The sequence below is a fragment of the Paenibacillus sp. FSL W7-1332 genome (genome assembly GCF_037969785.1).
Classification (GTDB): Bacteria; Bacillota; Bacilli; order Paenibacillales; family Paenibacillaceae; genus Paenibacillus_AQ.
Genome location: NZ_CP150209.1, coordinates 5,433,461 through 5,456,612, shown reverse-complemented (window position 1 = coordinate 5,456,612; position 23,152 = coordinate 5,433,461). Strand labels below are relative to the sequence as shown.

Genomic DNA, 23,152 nt, shown 5'->3' with positions numbered 1-23,152 from the left:
TTAGTTGATGTTCATCTAGCAAGCGATTTATGGAGAAGTATCCAGACTATATTACAGGAGGTAGATGTCATGGCTAGTGTAGAAACGATTAGAAAAGAACTGCAGCACACCGGTAAATATATGATGCAATACGACCTCGCGTGGGGCAATGCGGGGAATATCTCCGCCAGAACGGAAGGGGACCGTTATGTGGTGACGGCCAGCGGGACTTTCCTTGGCGAACTGGAGGAAGCAGACTTGATCGAATGTGATCTGTCCGGGAACGTGTATGGGGCAGAAGGGCGCAAACCGTCCAAAGAAACACCCATGCATCGGGCGATTTACGAGAGCCGTCCGGAGATCGGTGCGGTGCTCCATGCTTCTCCGTTCTATACTACGCTGATTGCCTGCTCCGACCTGGAGCTTCCGTCCAATATGTTCGTCGAGACGATGTATTATCTTGAGCGAATCGAACGTGTGCCTTACTATCACCCGGGCAGTGACGCGCTGGGCCAGGGCGTCCGGGAAAAGGCAAAACTCGCCAATGTGCTGCTCCTCGAGAACCACGGTGTGGTTATTTATGACACGTCCATTCGCGAAGCGCGAATGGCCTTACAAACGCTGGAGATGGCCAGCCGCATGCTGATTACTTCGATGAGCGCTAAGGTGGGGATTCAGGGTCTTGGACCGGAGACGGAGCGGGAATTTCTGGAGAAGGCGGGTTATAAGCCTAGACGCAATTGGAGTTTGTAGGATTTGCGAAAGAGTTGAGAAGAATGCTTCCGGATGATCCGGAAGCATTCTTTTTTGAGATTCAATATGATGCGCCAACGTTGAGTAGTCGCTTTTCTTCTACATATCGCTTGTCGGAGCCTACATATTATTTATGCGAGGTGGTGCAATACGTTTTCCAAGCGTCAGACCCGTCCATACCAGCAGCAGGGTGATCGGCAGGGCGATGATGGTTCCGAGAGTGAGGGAAGTCATATCTACGATGTTTGCATGGAGGAGGCGATAGAGCGCATAAATCCCGTAAGGAATTTCAAGGAGGGCGGCTGAAATGACACCCGGGGTGTATGCCCACAGGGCGATCGACGCGCCCGCATGTTTCACGCCATCCAGCAGGAACACCGTGACAAATCCCGCGAACAGCGCATTGAATGGACTGCCGATTTCGAAGTTAAGAGACGTAAGGAGCGTTACGCCGGTGAGAATAAAGCCAATCAGCAGAACGGCAAAGGTGAATTGCAGGGTGATATTTTTATCCCACGGTGTGGAGACAGGCGTGATTTTGGATAGCACAGGGTTATTCTTGTTCTTCCTGAGCCACCATTCCATCGTGGCAATCTCTTCTCCATCGTGAATGAAAAATACAACCGGCAGCAGCCACAATATCATGACGATACTCCAATCTGACATGAATGACAGCATGATCTTCATTTCTCCCTTCAATGTAACAATGTTTTCGATATCTATATAAACTGAGTGTACACTCAAATTCAAAGGATAAAAGAAGCTGATGCAGAGATGCTGTTTCTGTTCTGCGATCAGCTTTTCTACTCAATCCTTCCTGTGATGAACACCGGCGGCTTAGGATTCTTCAGTCATACCATGCATCAGCAGCCGGACGAGCTCACGAATATACGATTCGTCCCCAAGCGGGAGCGTTTCCTGTCCGAAGCGGGTATGGAGCATGCAATAGACCAGGATGGAGGAGGTCATCATCATCATCGCGGTCTGAATCGTATGTTCTGGTTGATGCTTAGATCCCGCCGCCTGTTTGAGTATGCTGCTGCCTGCTGTCCCCATACCTCCGATCAGCTGTGAAACCTCATTCGATACCTCGGCATCCTTTATGAGTTCCGGTGACCAAATGAGCATTAGATAATCCATGTTTGTCCTGAGGAACCCAAGATATGCCAAGCCGAATTGAAACAGGGCCTCCTCCGCAGGCAGTTTCGACAGTTCCCCCGCCTCCGCTTGAAGCTGTGTAACAAAGGAAAAATTGTTTACAAGGTAGAGCAGCAGCTTCCGCTTATCTCCGAAGTGGTAGAAGATCAGCCCTTCGGCAACGCCGCTTTCGGCGGCAATTTCTTTGGTTGTCGTCGCATGATATCCCTGATGGGAGAACAGCTTCAGAGCAGCATTCAATATCCGTTCCTTCTTGGTATTTCGATTGGTTGTAGTCATAGACAGATGGCTTCCTTTATCATTAATGACGAATCTCAGAAAACTGAGTGTTTACTCAATATTACAATGTTTATACTGCTACCATCAACCGAATCATTCCAGACGGCCATTGATCAGCTGCACCAGACGAAGCTGGTTAAAGCGACCCAAGGTGCTGTGATGGGCGTATTTCCCGAGGCAAGGCAGATTGTGGAAGGTGCGATTGAAGAAGTGCTGAACAACAAAAAGTCAACCGCAGCAGGCACTGGATGACGCAGCAAAAGAAATTACGACCAAAATCCAGGATTATAACCGTACTGTGAAATAGCATAGATGGGGAACCTCAAACTCAGGATAGACAGGGAGTAACAATCCGATCCATCAGGATCGGATTGTTGGTTCGCAGTATGAAATGCTCAGCCAACAAACGATTCACCGGCAGTTTCGCCTAAGCGATACATTCTTAGAAAGAAATCCACCTCAACACCGCAAGCGACGGAATCATGATTACCTGCGTTCTCTTGAGGCCATACTGATGGTGTTTGAGTTTACAAAAGAAACGCGAAAGCGTATACTCAGACAAAATAACCGTTAATTATAGTACCTCACCGAATAACCGCTACTTCGTAAGGAAATACCCTTCCTCGTGTTAACACTCACATTTAGGGCGTATATAACGTTAATCCAAGCTGAATGCCCCGATCCCGGCAAGAATGCGATTAATCGCGCTTATCGGATGGAGGGCGTTTTTTCATATCGTGGCGAACATAGACAGGGGATAGACAAGATGAGCAGATTGACAAAGGAATTGGCGCAAGAAATTGTAACACGGACGATGCAAGTGATTCATTATAATGTGAACGTCATGGATGAACGGGGGCGGATTATCGGTTCTGGCGACCGCTCGCGCTTATATCAGAAGCATGAAGGGGCGCTCATTGCGATTGAGAGGAAGGGGCGCTTCGAGATTGACGAGGAAAGCGCGCGCAAGCTGCAAGGGGTGCTGCCCGGAACGAATCTGGCCATTCACTTCCAGGGCGAAGTTGTTGGGGTCATCGGCATTACCGGCGATCCGAACGAAGTGACCAAGTACGGGGAGCTGGTGAAAATGACGGCGGAAATGTACTTGGAGCAAGCAGATCTGCTGGAAAAAGCCCAATGGGACAAGCGGATGAAGGAGGATTTCCTTCTGTCCGTCATTCATGCGGACGGCAAGGATAATGCCATGCTGCGCCTCCAGGCGGAACGAATTGGCTTCCATCCGGATAAGGCGCGGGTTGCATGCATTATGGAGCTGACCGGTGCGCAGGACGCGAATTCATTGTCTACGCTCAAGCAGGTGGTCGAAATATTGGAGGGTCGGCCCGCCATCGACCTGATCGCCATTCACAATACGCGCCAAATCGTGTTGTATAAGCCCCATCTCCATCCGCGGGAGCCGAACGCCGATATATGCGAAGGCATCCGTCACATTCGTAGACTGCTGGAAGAGAAGCGGATTGCGCCGCTCCGCATTGCTGTTGGCAAGGCGTATTCCGGCATCGAAGGTTTAATCGCGTCTTACCGTTCCGCGCAAGATACGATGCGGGCAGGCCAGGCGATATTCCCGGAGCAGACGGTATACTACGGCGAAGATATGCCGAATGAGACCGTGGCAGCCAACGTTATGCCCTCGTGGGTGGCGGAAGAGCTGAAGCGGCTATGGTGGCGATTCGCGCAGGAGGATAAGAGCGGGGAACTGCAGCAGACACTGGAGGCCTATTACGATGAGAACGGCGAGCAGCAGCGCATCGCCGAGCGGCTGTCGATTCACCGGAATACGCTTCGCTACCGGCTGCAGCGCATTCATGAGGCGACAGGCAAAGATCCGAAGCATTTTCGCGATTTATATACGCTGATGACGGCCCGCTGGCTAAGCGCGCTGGAAGAGAGGAAGCCGGAGAGTGAGGGCGTCTGGAAAGAACATGCATGATTTGTGCATTTGAACAAAAAACATGTTCTATAAAGCGCTTTATTTCATTTTTATGCATGATGAAGCGCTTTCAGATTACAGGTACAGTAACAGTATAACGAATTGAGACAACACATTAGGGGGTCTTGACTATGGACGTATCTGTAACTGTACTTGGTGCTTTGACGGCATTGGTTGTGGCGATTGTGCTTATATTGCGTAAAGTCCCTCCGGCCTATGGCATGATGATTGGGGCACTTGCCGGGGGAATCGTCGGCGGAATCGGGCTGGTTGATTCGGTGAATTTGATGATGGATGGCGCAAAGGGCATGATTCCGGCCGTGCTGCGCATCCTGGCAGCCGGCGTGCTTGCCGGCGTCCTGATTGAATCGGGCGGCGCAAAGACGATTGCCGAAACGTTGGTCCGCAAGGTCGGCGAGACGCGTGCGTTGTTTGCGCTGGCGTTCGCGACGATGGTACTGACGGCCGTCGGGGTATTTATCGACGTCGCGGTCATTACGGTGGCGCCGATTGCGATCGCGATTGCGCAGCGCGCCGACTTGTCCCGCATGGCGATATTGCTTGCCATGATCGGCGGTGGGAAGGCCGGCAACATTATGTCGCCGAATCCGAACGCCATCTCGGCAGCGGACGCATTCCATGTTCCACTGACATCGATGATGATGGCAGGAATCATACCTGCTTTCTTTGGGCTTTTTGCCACTTATCTGATCGCGAAGCGCCTGTCCAAAAAGGGAACGAAGATCACGGGCCAGGAAAGCGTAGACGACGGCGCTGAGCAGCTTCCGAGCTTCCTGGCGGCGATGATGGCTCCGATCACGGCGATTGTGCTGTTGGCACTGCGCCCGCTGGCCGACATCGTCATCGATCCGGTGATCGCGCTGCCGGTCGGCGGCCTCGTTGGGGCCTTGTGCATGGGCCGCATCAAGCAGATCAATCAATTTGCGGTATCGGGCTTGGGCAAAATGTCGGGCGTGGCTGTCATGCTGCTCGGCACGGGGACGTTGGCCGGCATTATATCGAATTCGCAATTGAAGGATGTCATCATCGACAGTCTGGCCTCCTCCGGCTTGCCGGCTTACTTGCTTGCGCCGATAAGCGGCGCGTTCATGTCCTTGGCCACCGCTTCGACGACAGCAGGTACCGCGGTCGCCAGCTCGGTGTTCGGCTCGACGATTATGGGGCTTGGCGTTGCCTCCCTGGGTGCTGCGGCGATGATTCACGCCGGGGCGACTGTCTTCGACCATATGCCGCACGGCAGCTTCTTCCACGCAACGGGCGGAAGCGTCAATATGGCGATGAAGGAGCGGCTGCGTCTTATTCCGTATGAGACCGCAATCGGTCTCGTCCTGGCCGTCGTATCGACATTGGTGTTCGGCGTGTTCGGCTGGTTCTTGTAATCTCCGGCAAAATGATTGTTCAGGCAGTTGGTTAAGACTGATGGAGAGGGAGTGGAGAGAATGAAGGTTGTAATTGCTCCAGACTCATTTAAAGAGAGTTTATCCGCATTAGAGGCATGTCATGCCATAGAGAAAGGAATGCGCGCCGTGTATCCCGAAGCGGATATCGTCAAGGTGCCGATGGCTGACGGCGGGGAGGGCACGGTGCAGTCTTTGGTGGATGCGACAGGTGGACGATTGGTTCACACCGAAGTGACGGGACCGCTTGGCACCCCCGTGACCGCGTTCTACGGCATACTTGGTGACGGGAAGACCGCGATTATCGAAATGGCGGCCGCCTCGGGACTAGCGCTTGTGCCGCTGGAGCAGCGCAATCCGCTCGCGACGACGACGCGCGGGACCGGCGAGCTTATTACGTCGGCGCTGAACGAAGGTGTCAGCACGATTATTCTAGGCTTGGGCGGCAGCGCCACGAACGACGGCGGCGCTGGCATGGCGCAGGCGATCGGGGTGCGGCTGCTTGACGCCGATGGCTCGGAGATTGGCCATGGCGGCGGAGAGTTGCATCGCATTGCCCGCATCGATACGGGGGGAGCCGATCCACGGCTGAAGCAGGTTGCCTTCGTGGCCGCGTGCGATGTGGACAATCCGCTGACCGGAGAGCGCGGCGCCTCGGCCGTTTTTGGCCCCCAAAAAGGCGCCGATCCGGCCATGGTACAGCAGCTTGACGGCAATCTCGCCCATTATGCGGCGATGATTCAGGCATGCTTGGGCCGCGACGTGGCCCGGATTCCCGGCGCTGGCGCAGCCGGAGGGCTTGGCGCCGGTATGCTCGCATTTTTGGCCGCTGAGTTGAAGCGGGGCGTGGATATTGTTATCGAAGCGACGGGGCTGGCTTCGCATGTGAAGGATGCGGATCTCGTCATTACGGGAGAAGGCCGCATCGACGGCCAGACGATTTACGGCAAAACGCCGATGGGCGTGGCCAAGACGGCTAAGCGGTACGGAGTGCCGGTCATCGGCATCGCAGGCTCGCTTGCTGATGGGCATGAAGCGGTGCTTGAGCATGGCATCGATATGGTGTTCACGATCGTGCCCGGCGTATGCAGCCTGGACGATGCAATAAGTCAAGCCGCCGCCAATATGGAGCGGACAGTGCGCAATATGGCGATGACGTTAAAATGCGGTAGCAAGTTGGCTTGAATAAGATGACGGCCAGAGACGGGGATGAAGGAATTCGAGTGTAGGATTTGACTGCCAATCCGGTTGCTTTGGCATTCGGATATAACGTAAACATCCAAGAGTTTACGTTGTTTCCGGTACTTTAGGGGCCGTCCCATAAAATAGTCTGCTTACTTGATGAGACGGCTTAATGGATGAAAAAACAGCAAAAAATAAAAGAATGGCGGTTACAGGGAGGTCAGCCCTGTACCGCCATTTCCGTCTTTGACGTAATCCTCCTGGGCAAGTAGCGGAGAGGACAAATCGATTCCGGACAAGCGTCAGCGCGATGGGAGGAACGATTGGTACACGGAGCGTCTTCTAACAGCAAGAAGAGGGCCTCCGGCAAGATCTTAGATCTTTTGGGACAGCCCCTTGCGGTTGTCTTACCGTGATTCCGCGTAGTATTCCACCAGGAAATCACGGAAAGAAATCGCGGCCTTGGACAAGTACCTGGATTCCAGCCATGCTATTTGGAATATGCGGCGGGCCTGAGGCTCGCGAATGCTCAGCTTGATCAGCTTTAATTCCTCGCCGCTTCTGCATTCCCCGATTAAAGCCACGCCAAATCCGGAACGTACCAGATCGGCTATGGTTCCGGGGTCCTCCACCTCGCAGACAACCTTCGGCAGAAAACCGGCTTGTTTGCAAAACTCATTATTCATCTTCTGATACGGATGACCTTCTTTATATCCGACAAACGATTCACCTGCAGCCTCGCTTAAGTGAATTTTATTTTTTCCAGCTAAGCGGTGGGTGGGGGGAACGGCTAAGAACACCTCTTCGACGAGCAAAGGAAAGCTGCGTATATCCGGGTGCCGGATGGGCATGGAGGTGAGAAAGAAATCAACCTCGTTATGTTCAATCGTCTGAACCATATCCTCCATCGAAGACTGGATGATATGAAAGTTGACCTTCGGATGTTTGCTTAGAAACAATCTTAAGGGCTCGCGGAGCTGCTCCATGTTGGATAAAGCCAAATGAATACGCCCATGCTCCAGCCCCGCCAGATCCTCGACTTCACGCCGTCCCTCCTCCAGCAGCTGCAGGGCTGCTTTGGCTTTTGCCAAAAATGCTTTGCCATACGGATTTAGGCGGATCTGGCGGCCTTGGCGTTCGAATAACGGAGCGCCAAGATCCTCCTCAAGTCTGGCAATGGTCTTGCTGAGCGCCGGCTGAGCAATATGGAGCTCCTCTGCGGCTTTGGTCATATGTTCAAGTCTTGCTACGGTTACAAAATACTTCAGCTGTAACATTTCCATTCCGGTTCACCGTCCTTGCTTATATACTCCAGTATATGTATACATAGACATTTTTGTATTTTTTATTATCTATCGATGATTATAAAATGATCTCAGAAACAAGATCAAGAGATTCATGAAAGGATGATCGATATGAAAGCCGTGGCGTTTAGTACGATTGGACCGCCGGATGTCCTGCATGTCATGGAATTTGAAGATCCTCAGGCCGGTAATGGTCAGATCAGAGTTAAAATCAAGGCAGCTGGCGTACAGCCAGCCGACTGCGGGATAAGGGGAAGCGGCTGGGCGCCCCCTAATGTGACATTGCGGATGCCGCAAATCCTGGGCAATGAGTTCGCCGGAACGATAGATCAGGTAGGTGAGGGGGTCATAGGCTTTGAGGTTGGTGAGGACGTCATTGGCTGGTCTTTACTCGCCTGTTACGCGGAGTATGTCGTGGTTAGCGCCGATCAAGTGGTTCGTAAACCGGATTCGATGCCGTGGGAAGAAGCGGGCGTGCTAACTGCATCCGGGCAAACGGCCCATACGGCTCTTCAGGCGTTAGGAATCGGTGAAGGCGATACCGTTCTGATCCATGCGGCAGCAGGTGGCGTCGGTTCTTTTGCCGTCCAGATCGCTCGTGCCTGGGGAGCCCGGGTCATCGGAACGGCAAGCGAGCGAAATCATGATTATCTTCGTTCACTGGGTGCTGTCCCTGTTGTCTATGGCCCAGGCCTTGTAGGCCGGGTCAATGCCGCCGCCCCAGAGGGCGTCAGTGCCGCGCTGGATGCCGCTGGCGAAGAAGCGCTGCTGGCCTCGTTGGAGCTTGTCGGAGACCGGAGCCGCATCGGCACGATTGTAGCCTTCGATCGGGTAGAAGAGCTGGGGGTTCTCGCGATCCGCAGTCAGCGATCCAAGGATCGATTGGCCGACCTGGTTCAGTTATATGAACAAGGCAAACTGCTGATCCATGTGTCCCGGACGTTTTCGCTGAGCGAAGCAGCAGAAGCGCATCGCACTGTGGAGTCCGGCCACGTTCGGGGGAAGGTCGTTCTGCGGATAGACCAGCCATGAGATGAAAGTCATCGCCTTTGTCCCCGAATTTCAGCCGTTACAAAACAACGATAGACATTTGGGGGCAGCAGCGATGGGAGGCGTGATTCGAATGCGCGGCGTCATACAAAAGACGGAGGGGGCGTCCCAGACTAAGGTCCAGGAAGAAACTGGTCCGTGGCAGCGTGTCAACTTTTTCCTTCACGATATAATGAACATATACATAAAGAGGAATGGACGTGGAGGATTTTATGAAGAAACAGAGTACGATGGCAGTGAAAATCTCATCGCTGTTGATATTTGCTGTCCTGGTAGGATGCGATGCCGCCAATAATGCGGAGGAAACAGTAAAGCGGGAGCTTGATCAATTGGCACAAGTCGGGAATTTGGCCGGCGATTCAGCGCTGGCTATCAGTGATCAAGTAAAGCGTGAAGGGAAAGAGTTCGAGTTGACGACGGCTCAGGAAGCCGGAGCAGCCGAGGGATTGGCCATCGATCATGCGGTAGGGAATATTGAACTCATCGCTGTACCCGGTCATGGGATTAAAGTAAAAACCACCGTGTGGTTTAATGAAAGCTTCTTCAAGAATGACAACATTCGTACCCAGATTACGGAGCAGGCTGCTACTTCCTTTACGCTCAAGGACGACATCCTGGAATTAAGAACGCACCCTAGGGAGGACGCCAGCAAGAGTTTATGGGATTGGTCGCAGAAGCAATTTGGCGACTCCGGATTCATGATAGATTATGTAATCGAAGTGCCGGAAGACATGCGGCATATCCGCATTAAGAATGATGTAGGGAAGATTCGAGTGAACGAATTGAAGGGCGCTTTTGAACTCCAGTTGGGAGCCGGGGAAATTCAGCTGGCCAAAACGGAAATCACGGGCAATTCCAAGATCGTATCCGAGGCGGGCAGCGTGAAGCTGGATCTTGAGCAGATCGATCAGGACAGCACGCTGACGGCCAACACATCGGCAGGCAGCATCACGGCCACGTTTGCGCCGTCCATGAAATACACGCTGGATACCGAAACCGAGCTTGGACAGATTACTGGAGCAAGCCGGGGGCAGAGCGACGTAAACGGCGGGGGAGCGAAAATATCCCTGACGACCTCCGTCGGTTCCATTAAAGTTAATCCATAATCGGCACATGATGAGGGGTATCAAGGATCGATAAACACAAAAAAACAATCATGGATGTAGTTCGTCCTTGATTGTTTTTTTATGTTAAACATCAATGTACATAGGGAGTGGGCTTTACATTAATTTCAGCACTTGGCACAGCTGATATAGATAGTGCACGCCGCGTATCTGGTTATGGTTGCGGTAGTTGAGGTATACAAGCGTGTCCTTGAGCACCCGTCTGGCATTATCGACTTGATGATGCTCAAGTTCATGCAGTACGTCTTTGATGACTTCCAGCGGGTAATTGGCCGAGCGGAGAATCCGAATGATCATGATCTGCCGGATCTGGGCGCCTTCGAACTTCCGATAGCCGTTTTCCCGATCCCGAGGCAGAATCAGGACGCCTTCCTTCTCCCAGTGGCGGATAGCCGAGGTCGGAACGCCGGTTTCGGCCGCAACCTCCCCGATGGTCAGCTTTCTTTTCCGCCCACGGGCATCGACAACGTCAAGCTGCTCGGTATCCAGAATGCGGATGGTCCGCTCCGCGAGGACTTTATCCTGCTGCAGATTGGCCTGCACCTCGTTTACAATCCAGAGCGCTTCATCCAGCTCGTTCTCCTGCAGCTTGATCATTACTTGCTTCGTAACGTCTACGCCGAAGCCGGGAAACATGGCTCTTATGCATTCGAAGTATGCGGCATGCTCCTCCGTATACACCCGGTATCCGTTCGGGGCACGCTTTGCAGGAGGGACAATGCCCCATTTTTCATAATGCTTGAGCGCACTTGTGGTAATCCCCAGTTTCTTGGCTATATCAATCGGTCTGATACCCATGACGGTCCCCCTTACCTCATGCAAGGATCTGTTTGAATACTTTTTTTCTGGGGGATTGTATCATGAAGAACGGCCCAATGAAAAGCCTGCCGGGGAATAGCTTATATCATTGTCATGCTCATATTATGAAGATTGACGTTCCAGGAATGCCCGGATGTAATCCATGATTTCCGGTCCATGTGACTCCAACGCAAAATGCCCGGCATCCTTCAGGATGTGAAGCTCGGCATCGGGCAGATCGCGCAGATACGGATGGGCCCCGTTCTCAGGGAAGATATGGTCGCCTTGCCCCCACACGATAAGGTTCGGCGGCTGCGCATCGCGGAAATACTGCTGCCAAGCCGGATATAAGGGAGGATTTGATCCGTAATCCAGGAACAAATCCAGTTGTATTTCCTGGTTCCCGGGCCGATCCAGCAGCGCTTGATCCAGCGTGTAGGTGTCGGGGCTGATGAGGGACGTATCACGGACGCCATGGGTATATTGCCATTTGGTTGCCTCGATGCTGGTTAACCAGCGCAGGGCCTCGCGTTTATCCGGATTCGCGGGATCTTCCCAGTACGCTTTAATGGGATTCCAGAATTCCTCGAGCCCCTCCTCATAGGCATTCCCATTCTGTATGATCAGCCCCCGAACCCGCTCGGGATGGCGTGCTGCAATTCGGAAACCAACGGGTGCGCCGTAATCCATAAGGTAGACGTAGAAGCTCTGGATATTTAATTGGTCGAGCAATTTCTCGATGAGCTGACTGAAATGGTCAAAGCTGTACTGGAATTGATCATGGTCAGGCGCACTGCTGTAACCAAAACCAGGATAATCCGGTGCAATCACGTGGTACTGATCGGCAAGAGCCGGGATCAATTGACGATACATTTGACTGGAAGTCGGGAAACCATGCAGCAGCAGGACAACAGGCGAGCCGGGAGCCCCCGCTTCACGGTAAAAAATATCCAAACCTTCGATTTGAGCCGTGCGATACTGGATTTGATGATTCATCTGATAAAATGCCTCCTTGAATTATCTACGAATTTTTATGATGCAATTGTTATGTAGAGCTTTTTGAATGGTCGTAATGATAAGAAGAAAAACACCACCTCATTTAATTTATTAACCATCTAAATATGATTAAGGGGATTATATACCTTGATTATTAACCTGTAAAGAGTTATTTTGGGTATTAAAAAAGGAATCTTAGATGATTTATCTAAGATTCCTTCGTTTGCTGCTGTTTCTGACGCTCCAGATAGGCAGCGACCTTCATGCGGTTCCCGCATGTTTTTGGGCTGCACCAGCGCCTTGTGCTATTTTTGCTATTGTCGTAAAAGCGAAGCACGCACGCCGGATTTTCGCATTTTTTCACCAATTTCAGGTCATGGGTAGTTAAAAAATCAACGGCAGATGCGGCGACCGGGGTCAACAGATCCAGCGGCTTGCGAAAAAGCATCCGGCTTTTGCGGCTGTACGCGTTCCCTTCTGCCACCAGCGTTGTGCGAAGGATTTGCTCCTTCAGCAGCCCATTCACATATTGCAGGCTAGCTTCCGTTGAGGTCTCGTTCACGCTGCCCGGCTGAATCAGATTAAAGAGGTGGCCGCGGAGCAACCGGGCGGCTTCCACGATTCCGGCTTCTTCCTCGGAGCCGTTATATACCGCCTTGCGCAGGTTGCGCTCGACCTCGGACAGCAGGTTCGCCTTCACCATCCAATCCAATAAAGAATCGAATGTATCAAGCAAATCCAGAGGTTGTCCATCAACCGCAATCTTGGTATTCACGAAATCCAGCATGGGATGGTTGCCAATAAAATAAAATTCGGGTGCGATTTTTTTCGGCATGGTTTCCGTTCTCCTCAAAACATACGATAAGTATTATTTGTAGCCCATTATATAGTCAATGCTGTGTTTATACAAATGGAACGGCATCAAACGTTATACATAAACCTTAAAGCTCCGTGACGGCTTTTGATCTCGAAAACGGCGATAGATCAACCTTTTTCCGTTTGGAATTTTGTACTTGCATCAATGTTGTAAGATGGGTTTGTAAATTGAAGGATTGGAGCCAGGCTTCCAAAACGAAACAGTATGCTTGCGAAGCGAGTTTTATTGCGAAGTTTCTTAATGAAGCTAAGCTCCACAAAACTTTTAGGAGGTTCGGATATATGGAAGGAACGATTAAGATTCGCGGTGCCCGGGAGAACAACCTGAAGAATGTCTCGCTTGAAATCCCGAAGTACAAACTGGTTGTCATGACAGGTCCGTCCGGCTCGGGCAAGTCCACGCTCGCGATGGATACGCTGCAGCGGGAGTGCCAGCGGCAGTACATGGAATCCATGGGCATGGTGTCGGACTCGGTCAGCAAGCCGAAGGTGGATTCGATTGAAGGACTATCCCCGTCAATCAGCGTGGGACAGCACATTACGAACCGGAACCCAAGATCCACCATCGGAACGGTGACGGATATCTACACGCTGCTTCGAATTCTGTTTTCTAAGCTTGGTGAACGTACTTGTCCGTCCTGTGGCGATACGGTGATACCTCATGTGGAGGGAGAAGCCTATCACGGTCTGGCTGAGGAGGAAGAGATCAGCGATTCTCACGAGACGGTTCGTTGTAGGCGATGCGGCCATGGTCTCGAAAAATTGACGATGTCGCATTTTTCCTTTAACAAGCCGGAAGGCGCATGCGAAACATGCAGCGGACTCGGTCAAACGGTCAGTCTGAACATGGAGGCTGTGTTTCGTCCGGAATTAAGTTTAAGGGACGGCGGGGTGGCAACGTGGTACAGCGCTCTTACCGATTATAACATCACCATTCTGAAAGCGGCAGCCAAGTATTACGGGTTCGCATTCGATGAGTTCATGCCGCTTCGGGACTATGACGAGGTTCAGCGTGATCTCCTGTATTACGGCGTAGAGAGCGAGCAGTTCAGCCGGCATTTTCCTGACGTCAAACCGCCGAAGTCCGTAGGACAAGGCAAGTACGAGGGTGTAGTCACCGGGATATGGAGAAGGTACCGGGAGAAGGGAAGCGAGTCCGGTGAAGCGTCCCTGTTTCATGAGCACCTTTGTCCGGATTGTCACGGAACGAAGCTGAAGGAGGACAGCCGCCGCGTCCGGGTGGATGGAGTCTCCATTAACGAAGTCAACGCCTGGTCGATCGGGGAAGCCTTAAATTGGATGGAGGCGCTGCTGAGGAAGCTGACGGAGGACCAATTAACGATTGTGGAACCGCTCATTCATGATTCCGTCGTCAGACTAAAACGCATTATGGATGTCGGGCTGGGTTACATGTCCATGGAGAGGCAGGTCGTCACGATGTCAGGCGGAGAAGCCCAGAGGCTTCGACTCGCATCGATTCTGGGATCAGGCCTGACAGGGGTACTGTACATTTTGGACGAACCGACAACGGGACTGCATCCCAAAGATACCAGGGGACTGATCCAGGTTTTGAAACAACTGAGGGATCTGGGCAACACGGTGCTCGTCATCGAGCATGACGAAGAAGTGATGCGGGCCGCTGACCATATCATTGATATCGGACCGGGCGCGGGAACGATGGGCGGTACGGTTGTCGGTCAAGGAACGCTGGAGGAGCTTATTCATCATCCCGCATCCGTGACCGGATCCTACTTCCGGGAGAACACGATGCTTACGGCACCGAATCGGCGCAGGGCTGGGAACGGAAGCCTGCTGACGATCGAGGATGCACATTTAAGAAATTTGAAACATATCACGACCTCTTTTCCGCTCGGCTGTCTCATATCGGTGACAGGCGTATCGGGATCTGGGAAATCCACGCTTTTATTTGATCTTCTGGCGGAATCCGGAAGCGATCAATCAACTCCAATCGGCTGCAAGGCCATCACGGGTTGGGAATCGGTAGGGCAGCTGATTACGGTTGACCAATCACCGGTATCCCGAATGCAGCGCTCCAACATTGCTACGTATACCGATGTTTACACCCATATCAGAAACTGGTACGCCAGCTTGCCGGAAGCGAAGGAGAGTCAATTGACGGCCAAGCACTTTTCCTTTAATACACAAGGCGGGCGCTGCGAGACATGCCAAGGACTTGGCGTTGTGTCGGTGCATATGCACTTCCTTCCGGAGCTGGAGGTACGTTGTCCGGATTGCAAGGGCAAGCGGTTTAAGGAAGAGGTTCTGCGCGTGACCTATAACGGCTACACCATCTCCGACATTTTGGATATGACGATTGAGGAAAGTCTGTCGATTCTGGAGGATCGGCCGAAAATCATGGAATTGACCCGGCTGCTCTGCGATGTCGGGCTTGGGTATTTGAAGTGGGGGCAATCGGTGAGCACCTTATCCGGCGGTGAGGGACAGCGCATTAAATTGGCTAAGGAGCTGAGCAAAAAGACCAAAAGCCACACGCTGTATTTGCTGGATGAGCCTTCAACCGGGCTTCACCCCGGAGATGTCCAGCAGCTGCTCGTTCTGTTGAACCGCTTGGTGGACGCGGGGAACACCGTGATTTTGGTTGAACACAATTTGGACCTGATCTGGCATTCGGATTGGCTCATCGATATCGGGCCTGGCGGAGGAGCTGCCGGCGGGTCTGTCGTGGCGACAGGAACGCCTGAGGAAGTAGCGGCTGTGGAATCCTCGTTCACCGGCCGTTTTATCAAAGAAATCTATATGTGACGGCTGGATGCAAAAAGGGAGGAATTCCATATGGAGCAAACCGTAGAAGAGAAGGGTAAGGTTACAAAAACCACGATTCGGTATTTTATTAAGCTGCTGCGCTCTTCGGGTATTCCGAAGCTAGTGCTGTTTCTGGCCATCGTGCTCAGTTTGGTTGGTGCGGTGACGGGACTGGTCGTCCCGCTCATCACCGGCCAATTAATCGATAATTTTGCTGCAGATTCATTTAATATTCGTATGGTCGGTTTTCTGGCCGTTCTGTTCCTGCTGGAAGCCGTGGCGAGCGGACTTTCCTACTATATGCTTGCCTATGTCGGGAACCAGACGGTGAACAAAATTCGTAAACGGCTCTGGACCAAGGTGCTGGCATTGCCGGTTCCGTTCTTTGACAAGCACCGCTCGGCAGAAACGATGAGCCGGGTGACCAACGATACGAATGAAGTGAAAACCCTGATCACGGATCATTTGATTGCTTTTTGCTCGAATCTATTGACCGTTTTGGGGGCCGTTGCAATCTTGTTTTACTTGGATTGGCGGATGACGCTCATCATCCTGATTGCCGTTCCGGTCGGGTTCGGCATATTAATGCCCATCGGCGGAAAGATGTATAAAATCTCCATCAGCATGTATGGACAGCTGGCCCAGCTGTCCGCCATGCTGACCCAGGTGATCGGCGAGATTCGGCTGGTGAAAGCCTCCAATGCAGAGCGGAGGGAGGAGAAAAGCGGGTATGACGATATGGACAGCCTGTACCGATTCGGCATGAAGGAAGCCAAAATCAACTCGGTCCTGATTCCGTTGATGTCGATGGTCATGGTCGTCCTGTTGGTGGTCATTATCGGATACGGCGGCGTTCGCGTCTCTTCCGGCGCTCTTAGCGCAGGCGAGCTGGTATCGTTTATCCTGCTGCTGTTCCAGATCATGTTTCCTTTCAGCCAGTTTGCTACATTCTATTCCCAACTCCAGAAGGTGATGGCGGCCACCGAGAGATTGCGGCTGATTCTCGAATATGAGCCGGAGAGCGACAATCGTGCGGTGCGTACTGCACCGGATGGGCATCGGGATGTTGAATTTAAAGAGGTGACGTTTGCTTATCATGAAGGCGAGACCATTCTGTCCGAGGTATCCTTTTCGATCCCTGCCAAGAAGGTCACCGCTTTGGTAGGACCCAGCGGCAGCGGCAAAACCACGGTGTTCTCCTTGATTGAGCGGTTCTACGCGCCATCCGGCGGGGAGATTTACTTTGGCTCCGAAGCGATCCGCGATTATACTTTGGAGTCGTGGCGGCGTAAGCTCGGGTATGTGTCCCAGGACAGCCCGCTCATGACCGGAACGATCCGGGACAATATCGTCTATGGACGGGAGGAGCCGGTGTCCGACGAGGAAATTGCAGAAGCGGCGAGACTGGCCTATGCGGAGGGATTTATCGAGGCACTGCCGCGAGGATATGACACGGAGGTTGGGGAGCGAGGCATCCAGTTATCGGGAGGACAGCGTCAACGCGTGGCGATTGCTAGGGCTTTGCTGCGGAAGCCGGACATCCTGCTTCTGGATGAAGCGACGGCAAGCCTTGACAGCGACTCTGAGCATGAAGTGCAGAAAGCGCTGAACAATCTGATGGTGGAACGAACGACCGTGGTCATCGCCCACCGGTTATCCACCGTGGTCGAGGCGGATCAGATTATTGTCCTGGAGAAGGGGCACATTACGGGAAGCGGGACGCATGAAGAATTGATTCGAAGCCATCCGTCCTACGTGGAGTGGGCGAAGAAGCAGTTCCAGATCGGGGAATAGGGGCACATGGGGGGATTGAACCGGGGAACAACAGTGATCGGCACAACGTTTCGCATACCTTGTTCAACATGTGTTATTAGGGCAAGAGGTTTTGTTTCGACCAAGGTCGAATAGAAATAATTGGTAGCGTAAACCTTGGCATAGATGAGTAGGGTGGAGAGTAGAGGAGATGAGCAGAGCATGGCGCAAATCAAAATTTATGGCGTCCGGGAGCGGCTGAACCCGGTGAAGGAACAGCTGTCGGAAGTGATACATTCATGCGTGGTAGACGTTTTTCAGCTTCCGGCGGATAAGAAATTCCATCGTTTTTTCCCCATGAGTCGCGAGGATTTCTTCTTTCCTGACGGGAGAACGGACCGTTACACGGTGATCGAGATCAGCATATTTGAAGGCCGGACCGTGGAGGCCAAGAAACAGCTGATTCGATTGTTGTTCGAACGGCTCGAGCACTCGCTGCATATCTCTTCCCAGGATGTGGAGATTACGATATTCGAAACGCCGCAGCACAATTGGGGAATCCGGGGGCTTCCCGGCGATGAACTGGCTTTAGGGTATAAGGTGAATATTTAGAGGCTTAGCTAGTGTTAACAATTGCAAACAAGCGCTCGATTACCGCTGGCTCGGGAAGCCTGGTGATCGGCGCTTGTTTTTTGTTCATTCGTGTTTATTTACGGTGGCACTCCCGATTTCGTAAGGCGTGTAAACCCCCTCATACATGAGATGCATCGACATCCCGGCCGCGGCATGGTCCAAATTGTGGCAGTGATCCATCCAAAGCCCCGGGTTGACGGCTTCAAACGCAGCTTCATACGTCTCGCCGGGCGCTACATTTAGCGAATCCGTCCACCAGGGACTTCCTTCGACAGGTTTTCCATTACGTTTCAAGACGAGAATATGGTGACCATGCAGATGCATCGGATGATCCATGAAGCCCCGATTCACAAACTTCATTTTTACGATATCCCCTTCACGTACCATGAGAGACGGCGTATTCGGAAAGACATAACCGTTGATGGTCTGCACATTGGTCATCATGCCGTTATAGAAGCCCACGCGGTTGTCGAGAACAAGCGTAAAGTTACGGTCATAGACGGTATGAGCGTCAAAAGGAACCGAGGACGGCGTGCCGTATTTGGCCGGATTGAATACCGGGCCCTCCTGGCCAGAAAGCGGCTGATCCCGATCATTGCCGGCAATAACAATCGCCTCGCTCCGTTCGTTGATCGCATCGGCAGTGTGCGCCAGGGATACCGCATGATCCGGCATGGCAAAGGAAATATCGTAGCGTCCGCCGGCAGCCAGCAGCATCTTTTGATTTTGTATCCACTCGGGACCGTTGAGATCCATGCCGTCAATGGATGTTACTTTAAAGGATGCTCCTGACAAATAGAACATTTTAGGCATGTTATGTGCATTGATTAATCTTAACCTCACGGTTTTGCCCGGCTTTACGGTCTGTCGCTGGAGCTTTCCCGTGGCCCCTAAGGTGATCGTTGTTCCATTGCTCGTTCCTTTCGGATGAGCCATCACGGTTATATCGACGTCTTCCAAAACGGTAGCGTCATCCGGTTCGATGACAAGCGTGCCATACAGCCCTTTGGCAACCTGGACCGAGGATTGCTGATGGGAATGATACCAGTATGTGCCCGTCTGTTCCGCGATGAACCGGTAGATAAACTGTTCTCCAGGCATGACGGCATTCTGCGTTAATCCTGCCACGCCATCTTCTCCGTTCGGAACATTTAGTCCATGCCAATGGATCGTAACGCCATCCTCTACATCAATATTGACCAGGGTAACTTCGACCAGTTCGCCTTCCTGAATACGGAGTTCCGGACCGGGAACGAGGCCGTTAAAAGCCCACACCTCTTCGGTTTCGCCTGAGGGCATGGTGAGCAGCTTTTTCTGTGCGCTTAATTCGAATGTGCGGTCAGGCGTTGAGGTCTGCGGTCCGCGCAAGCTGGCTACACTGATCGATTCTATATTCTCTGCAGATATGCGTGATGCTTCCGCGTGACTTCCATGATGGCTATGGTTCCCGGGGCTTCCGCTGCTGTCATGACGGCCATGCTCCATCATGCTCATTCGGTCCGGCAGCCGGGACGAGATCAAGCCGGCGGAAACCATTACGGAGGTGATGGCAATGACGAGCAGGCTCTTCCATGAGAATCGGATAAGTCTCTGCTTGTAGGTTACATGGTGATCCATGTTCAATGAATGCTGCAATTCCTTGAGTTGTCTTCTGCGGGTAACCCACGCCATGCCCATCAGAATACCGAATGCAATCCAGATGGTTATAAAACTGCTGAATCGGAGTGGAGATTGGGATAAAAACAACATGTATAAGCAGGAGCATGCTGCTGCGAAGAACGCTGCCGAAAAAGGCGCCGTAAGGATGCGGTTGTTCAGGTATCCGCTTGAACCGTCGTTTATCTTTACATGAAGCTCCGATAATTTGCGACTCGTTAATACGGGCAGTGAGAAGATAAAGATGGCGGAAATCGAGAGCACGGAGAGCGGCCACTGGATGAACACCTTGTCTTCGACAAACGCCCAATCGGCACTCCACAGCACCGCACCCGCAGCGAATTTAAGCCCTGTCATGATCATGGCGGGCCACAACCAGAAGCGAAGTTTGTTTAGATGCTTAAGCAGGACTTCCTTCGGTTGCGGAAGGCATGTTTTTTTTGCTCTGTAATCGACGATCCACCATATTAAAAAAATTAGAAACGTTAATACGTATTCAAACATGAGCCAGCTTCTCACCATTGTGTACGCCCCTTTACATTGGTTTTGCATTCAGTGTACAGATCAAATGTGTAGAACTGTTGGAGATGATCTTTTCATTCTGTGTAGGATCACTTCTTATGCTGGAAACGGGTTATAATGGTTCTAAAAAGTGAGAGGGTTATTCGCAATGGAGATGACGCTGTTGCTTGTGGAAGACGAAGTGGCGATGCTGGAAACGATGAAGCTTTATTTAGAGGGCGAAGGGTTCCGGGTTCTTGCTGTGACCAATGGTCAAGATGCGCTTGAGTGCGCCCGAAGAGAGCAACCTTCGCTTGTGGTGCTGGATTGGATGCTGCCTGGAAAGAGCGGAATCGAAGTGTGCAAGGAGCTGAGGCAATCCAGTGCTTGTGGAATCATCATGGTAACGGCGAAATCAGAGGAAACGGACAAAATTATTGGCCTGGAGCTTGGTGCGGATGACTACATAACCAAACCGTTCAGTTTGCGGGAACTGACTTCCCGCATTCGCTCGGTTCTCAGACGAACGGCTCCAATCCAGCTTGAGGCGTCGCCCTTGCAGCGTGGGGATCTGTTGATATCGGAAACCAAATGCCAGGTTACGCGAAACGGGGAGCTCATCCCGCTGACCCCGACCGAGTTCAAGATCTTGCTGACACTGGCCAACAGGCCGGGGGTTGTGTTCAGTCGATTGCAGCTTATGAAGGCAGCTATGGACGATGATTTCATGAATTATGAACGTACCTTGGACTCTCATGTCAGTAAACTGCGTAAGAAGCTTGAGCCTGATCCTAACCATATGAAATACATTCAAACTGTGTATGGGTTTGGATATCGATTCGGTGAGCCGAGATGACGGTACGCGGCAAAATATTCATGGCGATGGGCGTCCTGGTCATGCTTGTAACGGCCGCGTATATCGGCACAACACAAGGCTACTTGGGAAGCCTGTTTGCCCGGTATGTTCCCGAGGGAAGCGGGGGTGGCCTGGGAGGGGACCGTCTCGAGGAGTTAAGCAACTATGTGCTTGGCGAAATGAAGATGAAAGCTCTTATGGTGACGTTGTTTGTTGCATGCGCTGTGGTCATTTTGGGTTATTGGCTTTCAGGTCTAATCATTCATCCGCTCCATAAACTGATCGCGGTCATGCGAAAAGTAGCCGATGGAGATTTGACAACGGAAGTGCCGATCAAGCGAAAGGACGAATATGGTCAGGTTGGGGAGGCGTTCAATTCCATGACGCACCAATTACGAGAGGCTATGGACCTCCGAAAAAGACTTGTCGAAGATATAGCGCATGAATTAAGGACGCCGTTATCCATCGTTCAATCCAAGCTGGAGTTGATTCAGCAGTCCCCAACCAATGTGAAGCCGGAAGTTTTGCTTCCCCTTCACGACGAGGTGCTGCGTCTGGTGCATTTGGTGGATGAGCTTCATCTTCTGAATACGGCGGAAGCGGGGCAGTTAGTCTTACATAAAGAGAAGACCGATCTGAACTTGCTATTGGGCAATCTCATGGAGCTCATAGAGCCGGAGGCGGATGCTTGCGGGGTTACGTTAAAGGGGCCTGAATATCGGGATTCAGCATGGGCCCGGGTCGATCCGAAACGGCTGAAGCAAGTATTACTTAACTTGTTAACCAATGCGCTGCGGCATACGCCGGAAGGGGGCAGCATTTCGGTTCGAATCGATGCTAGGGACCTGTCCGGACAGGTTGCGATTAGCATAACGGACACGGGCACAGGCATACCTGCTGATGCGCTTCCTCATGTATTCGACCGTTTCTACCGGGTGGATAGCGGAAGAGGCAGGTCGACAGGAGGCACCGGTCTGGGGCTTTCGATTGCGAAGCAGATTGCAGCGGCTCACGGTGGCTACATCCAAGTACAAAGCGAGCTTGGCAAGGGGACGGAATTTACGGTAATCCTTCCCTGGAGCCATGATAGCGGTAAAAATTAACGTGCGAATGTTATCCTTGTAGATATAAAAAGGGGGAATCACTTTGACCTTACAACAATTAAAGTACGCCATCGAAGTAGCCAACCGTGGTTCCATGAATGAGGCGGCCAAACGGTTATTTATTTCCCAGCCCAGTCTGTCCAATGCGATCAAGGATCTGGAGGAAGAGCTTCGCATTACGATATTCGAACGAACCAACAAAGGAATTTCCTTGTCCAAAGAAGGCGCGGAGTTTCTAGGATATGCACGGCAGGTGGTCGAGCAGGCTGAGCTTCTGGAGGGGCGTTATCTGAACGCAAAGCCTTCCCCGCAGCATTTTTCGGTATCCACGCAGCACTACGCCTTTGCGGTCAATGCCTTCGTGAAGCTGGTTCAGGAATACGGGCAGGATGAATACGAATTGGCGCTGAGAGAGACGAAAACCTACGAAATCATCCAGGACGTCAAAACCTTGCGCAGCGAGATCGGCATTCTATACCTGAACGAATTCAATGCCAAGGTGATCAACAAGCTGCTGAAGGATGCAGGGCTTCAGTTTACCAGCTTGTTTACGGCGAGGCCGCATATTTTTATCAGCATCAAAAATCCGCTGGCCAAGCAGTCGATCGTGACCATTGACGAGCTTCAGAATTATCCGTATTTGTCATTCGAGCAAGGGGAATACAATTCATTCCACTTCTCGGAGGAAATCCTCAGCACGTTATCCCATAAAAAAAGCATCCGGGTCAATGATCGCGCGACCCTGTTCAATCTGCTCATCGGCTTGAATGGCTATACCATTTCGACCGGGGTGCTGAGCGCTGACCTGAACGGGAATGAGATTATTCCGGTTCCACTCGCATGCGATGAGACGATTAACGTCGGATGGATCAGTCATAAAAATGCGACTCTGTCCAAGCTTGCGGCAGCTTATGTCGAGGCGCTGCATGAGGCGATATCCACTTGATTTTGATGGGAAAACGGTGAAGGGATTCCCGGAGGATCTCATTATTACTTGCA

The 23,152-nt window shown here is 52.0% G+C and carries 19 protein-coding genes and 1 pseudogene; 13 read left to right on the top strand and 7 right to left on the bottom strand.

Going from position 1 to position 23,152, the window contains the following annotated elements; genetic code table 11:
• Positions 1-69 precede the first annotated feature (69 nt).
• The gene (locus tag MKX98_RS24660) at positions 70-732 is read left to right on the top strand and encodes a class II aldolase/adducin family protein (RefSeq protein ID WP_339218964.1); all 663 of its coding nucleotides are present in this window, start codon (positions 70-72) and stop codon (positions 730-732) included.
• Positions 733-852: 120 nt separating this feature from the next.
• Here the strand turns inward: MKX98_RS24660 and MKX98_RS24655 are convergent, their stop codons facing one another.
• Positions 853-1,398 carry an HXXEE domain-containing protein gene (locus tag MKX98_RS24655; RefSeq protein ID WP_339218963.1) on the bottom strand — a complete coding sequence of 182 codons (546 nt, stop codon included), beginning with the start codon at positions 1,396-1,398 and terminating at the stop codon, positions 853-855.
• Between the two features lie 171 nt (positions 1,399-1,569).
• A complete protein-coding gene (locus MKX98_RS24650) occupies positions 1,570-2,169 on the bottom strand; it encodes a TetR/AcrR family transcriptional regulator (protein WP_194543966.1) in 600 nt (199 codons plus the stop codon).
• A gap of 96 nt (positions 2,170-2,265) precedes the next feature.
• On the opposite strand from MKX98_RS24650, the pseudogene MKX98_RS24645 reads away from it, so the two are divergent.
• The 4 genes and pseudogenes from MKX98_RS24645 to MKX98_RS24630 all read left to right on the top strand — a co-directional run.
• A pseudogene (locus MKX98_RS24645) lies at positions 2,266-2,476 on the top strand (ABC transporter substrate-binding protein); the annotation flags it as partial.
• Between the two features lie 459 nt (positions 2,477-2,935).
• On the top strand, positions 2,936-4,120 hold the full coding sequence (locus tag MKX98_RS24640) for a sugar diacid recognition domain-containing protein (protein ID WP_339218962.1): 1,185 nt from the start codon (positions 2,936-2,938) through the stop codon (positions 4,118-4,120).
• Positions 4,121-4,251: 131 nt separating this feature from the next.
• Positions 4,252-5,520, top strand: a complete 1,269-nt coding sequence (locus MKX98_RS24635; RefSeq protein ID WP_194543964.1) for an SLC13 family permease — start codon at positions 4,252-4,254, stop codon at positions 5,518-5,520.
• 60 nt (positions 5,521-5,580) lie between these two features.
• The gene (locus tag MKX98_RS24630; protein WP_194544909.1) at positions 5,581-6,723 is read left to right on the top strand and encodes a glycerate kinase; all 1,143 of its coding nucleotides are present in this window, start codon (positions 5,581-5,583) and stop codon (positions 6,721-6,723) included.
• A 404-nt stretch (positions 6,724-7,127) separates the two neighbouring features.
• Here MKX98_RS24630 and MKX98_RS24625 read toward each other — a convergent pair whose 3' ends face one another.
• Positions 7,128-8,003: a LysR family transcriptional regulator gene (locus tag MKX98_RS24625; RefSeq protein WP_339218961.1), complete on the bottom strand. Its 876-nt coding sequence runs from the start codon at positions 8,001-8,003 to the stop codon at positions 7,128-7,130.
• A gap of 132 nt (positions 8,004-8,135) precedes the next feature.
• On the opposite strand from MKX98_RS24625, the gene MKX98_RS24620 reads away from it, so the two are divergent.
• A complete protein-coding gene (locus MKX98_RS24620; RefSeq protein ID WP_339224571.1) occupies positions 8,136-9,056 on the top strand; it encodes an NADP-dependent oxidoreductase in 921 nt (306 codons plus the stop codon).
• A gap of 230 nt (positions 9,057-9,286) precedes the next feature.
• Positions 9,287-10,180 (top strand): DUF4097 family beta strand repeat-containing protein, encoded by an 894-nt coding sequence (locus MKX98_RS24615; protein WP_339218960.1) that lies wholly within the window; start codon positions 9,287-9,289, stop codon positions 10,178-10,180.
• A gap of 114 nt (positions 10,181-10,294) precedes the next feature.
• Here MKX98_RS24615 and MKX98_RS24610 read toward each other — a convergent pair whose 3' ends face one another.
• The 3 genes from MKX98_RS24610 to MKX98_RS24600 all read right to left on the bottom strand — a co-directional run bounded on the left by MKX98_RS24610 (position 10,295) and on the right by MKX98_RS24600 (position 12,827).
• Entirely contained in the window at positions 10,295-10,996 is a 702-nt protein-coding gene (locus tag MKX98_RS24610) for a MerR family transcriptional regulator (protein ID WP_220684292.1), read from the bottom strand.
• Between the two features lie 123 nt (positions 10,997-11,119).
• The gene (locus MKX98_RS24605) at positions 11,120-11,992 is read right to left on the bottom strand and encodes an alpha/beta hydrolase (protein ID WP_339218957.1); all 873 of its coding nucleotides are present in this window, start codon (positions 11,990-11,992) and stop codon (positions 11,120-11,122) included.
• Positions 11,993-12,200: 208 nt separating this feature from the next.
• A complete protein-coding gene (locus tag MKX98_RS24600; RefSeq protein ID WP_339218955.1) occupies positions 12,201-12,827 on the bottom strand; it encodes an ABATE domain-containing protein in 627 nt (208 codons plus the stop codon).
• A 323-nt stretch (positions 12,828-13,150) separates the two neighbouring features.
• On the opposite strand from MKX98_RS24600, the gene uvrA reads away from it, so the two are divergent.
• The 3 genes from uvrA (at position 13,151) to MKX98_RS24585 (ending at position 18,016) form a co-directional block, all read left to right on the top strand.
• Positions 13,151-15,652 (top strand): excinuclease ABC subunit UvrA, encoded by a 2,502-nt coding sequence (gene uvrA / locus MKX98_RS24595; protein WP_339218954.1) that lies wholly within the window; start codon positions 13,151-13,153, stop codon positions 15,650-15,652.
• Between the two features lie 30 nt (positions 15,653-15,682).
• Positions 15,683-17,446: an ABC transporter ATP-binding protein gene (locus MKX98_RS24590; protein ID WP_339218953.1), complete on the top strand. Its 1,764-nt coding sequence runs from the start codon at positions 15,683-15,685 to the stop codon at positions 17,444-17,446.
• Positions 17,447-17,626: 180 nt separating this feature from the next.
• On the top strand, positions 17,627-18,016 hold the full coding sequence (locus MKX98_RS24585; RefSeq protein ID WP_220684297.1) for a tautomerase family protein: 390 nt from the start codon (positions 17,627-17,629) through the stop codon (positions 18,014-18,016).
• Between the two features lie 84 nt (positions 18,017-18,100).
• Here MKX98_RS24585 and MKX98_RS24580 read toward each other — a convergent pair whose 3' ends face one another.
• Positions 18,101-20,215, bottom strand: a complete 2,115-nt coding sequence (locus tag MKX98_RS24580; protein WP_339218952.1) for a multicopper oxidase family protein — start codon at positions 20,213-20,215, stop codon at positions 18,101-18,103.
• A gap of 148 nt (positions 20,216-20,363) precedes the next feature.
• Here MKX98_RS24580 and MKX98_RS24575 point away from each other — a divergent pair, with 148 nt between their 5' ends.
• Genes MKX98_RS24575 through MKX98_RS24565 form a run of 3 tightly spaced genes read left to right on the top strand, consistent with a single transcriptional unit; the run spans position 20,364 to position 23,099 of the window.
• Entirely contained in the window at positions 20,364-21,050 is a 687-nt protein-coding gene (locus MKX98_RS24575; protein ID WP_220684298.1) for a response regulator transcription factor, read from the top strand.
• Complete coding sequence (locus MKX98_RS24570) at positions 21,047-22,153, top strand: HAMP domain-containing sensor histidine kinase (protein ID WP_339218950.1); 1,107 nt, start codon at positions 21,047-21,049, stop codon at positions 22,151-22,153. The genes MKX98_RS24575 and MKX98_RS24570 overlap by 4 nt, the downstream gene beginning before the upstream one ends.
• A gap of 43 nt (positions 22,154-22,196) precedes the next feature.
• A complete protein-coding gene (locus MKX98_RS24565) occupies positions 22,197-23,099 on the top strand; it encodes a LysR family transcriptional regulator (protein ID WP_119847051.1) in 903 nt (300 codons plus the stop codon).
• Positions 23,100-23,152: the final 53 nt, after the last annotated feature.

Excerpts from the sequence above, each read along its gene's own strand:
- MKX98_RS24660 (WP_339218964.1), top strand. The coding sequence starts at position 70 with ATGGCTAGTGTAGAAACGATTAGAAAAGAACTGCAGCACACCGGTAAA.
- MKX98_RS24655 (WP_339218963.1), bottom strand. The coding sequence starts at position 1,398 with ATGTCAGATTGGAGTATCGTCATGATATTGTGGCTGCTGCCGGTTGTA.
- MKX98_RS24650 (WP_194543966.1), bottom strand. The coding sequence starts at position 2,169 with ATGACTACAACCAATCGAAATACCAAGAAGGAACGGATATTGAATGCT.
- MKX98_RS24640 (WP_339218962.1), top strand. The coding sequence starts at position 2,936 with ATGAGCAGATTGACAAAGGAATTGGCGCAAGAAATTGTAACACGGACG.
- MKX98_RS24635 (WP_194543964.1), top strand. The coding sequence starts at position 4,252 with ATGGACGTATCTGTAACTGTACTTGGTGCTTTGACGGCATTGGTTGTG.
- MKX98_RS24630 (WP_194544909.1), top strand. The coding sequence starts at position 5,581 with ATGAAGGTTGTAATTGCTCCAGACTCATTTAAAGAGAGTTTATCCGCA.
- MKX98_RS24625 (WP_339218961.1), bottom strand. The coding sequence starts at position 8,003 with ATGGAAATGTTACAGCTGAAGTATTTTGTAACCGTAGCAAGACTTGAA.
- MKX98_RS24620 (WP_339224571.1), top strand. The coding sequence starts at position 8,136 with ATGAAAGCCGTGGCGTTTAGTACGATTGGACCGCCGGATGTCCTGCAT.
- MKX98_RS24615 (WP_339218960.1), top strand. The coding sequence starts at position 9,287 with ATGAAGAAACAGAGTACGATGGCAGTGAAAATCTCATCGCTGTTGATA.
- MKX98_RS24610 (WP_220684292.1), bottom strand. The coding sequence starts at position 10,996 with ATGGGTATCAGACCGATTGATATAGCCAAGAAACTGGGGATTACCACA.
- MKX98_RS24605 (WP_339218957.1), bottom strand. The coding sequence starts at position 11,992 with ATGAATCATCAAATCCAGTATCGCACGGCTCAAATCGAAGGTTTGGAT.
- MKX98_RS24600 (WP_339218955.1), bottom strand. The coding sequence starts at position 12,827 with ATGCCGAAAAAAATCGCACCCGAATTTTATTTTATTGGCAACCATCCC.
- uvrA (WP_339218954.1), top strand. The coding sequence starts at position 13,151 with ATGGAAGGAACGATTAAGATTCGCGGTGCCCGGGAGAACAACCTGAAG.
- MKX98_RS24590 (WP_339218953.1), top strand. The coding sequence starts at position 15,683 with ATGGAGCAAACCGTAGAAGAGAAGGGTAAGGTTACAAAAACCACGATT.
- MKX98_RS24585 (WP_220684297.1), top strand. The coding sequence starts at position 17,627 with ATGGCGCAAATCAAAATTTATGGCGTCCGGGAGCGGCTGAACCCGGTG.
- MKX98_RS24580 (WP_339218952.1), bottom strand. The coding sequence starts at position 20,215 with ATGGTGAGAAGCTGGCTCATGTTTGAATACGTATTAACGTTTCTAATT.
- MKX98_RS24575 (WP_220684298.1), top strand. The coding sequence starts at position 20,364 with ATGGAGATGACGCTGTTGCTTGTGGAAGACGAAGTGGCGATGCTGGAA.
- MKX98_RS24570 (WP_339218950.1), top strand. The coding sequence starts at position 21,047 with ATGACGGTACGCGGCAAAATATTCATGGCGATGGGCGTCCTGGTCATG.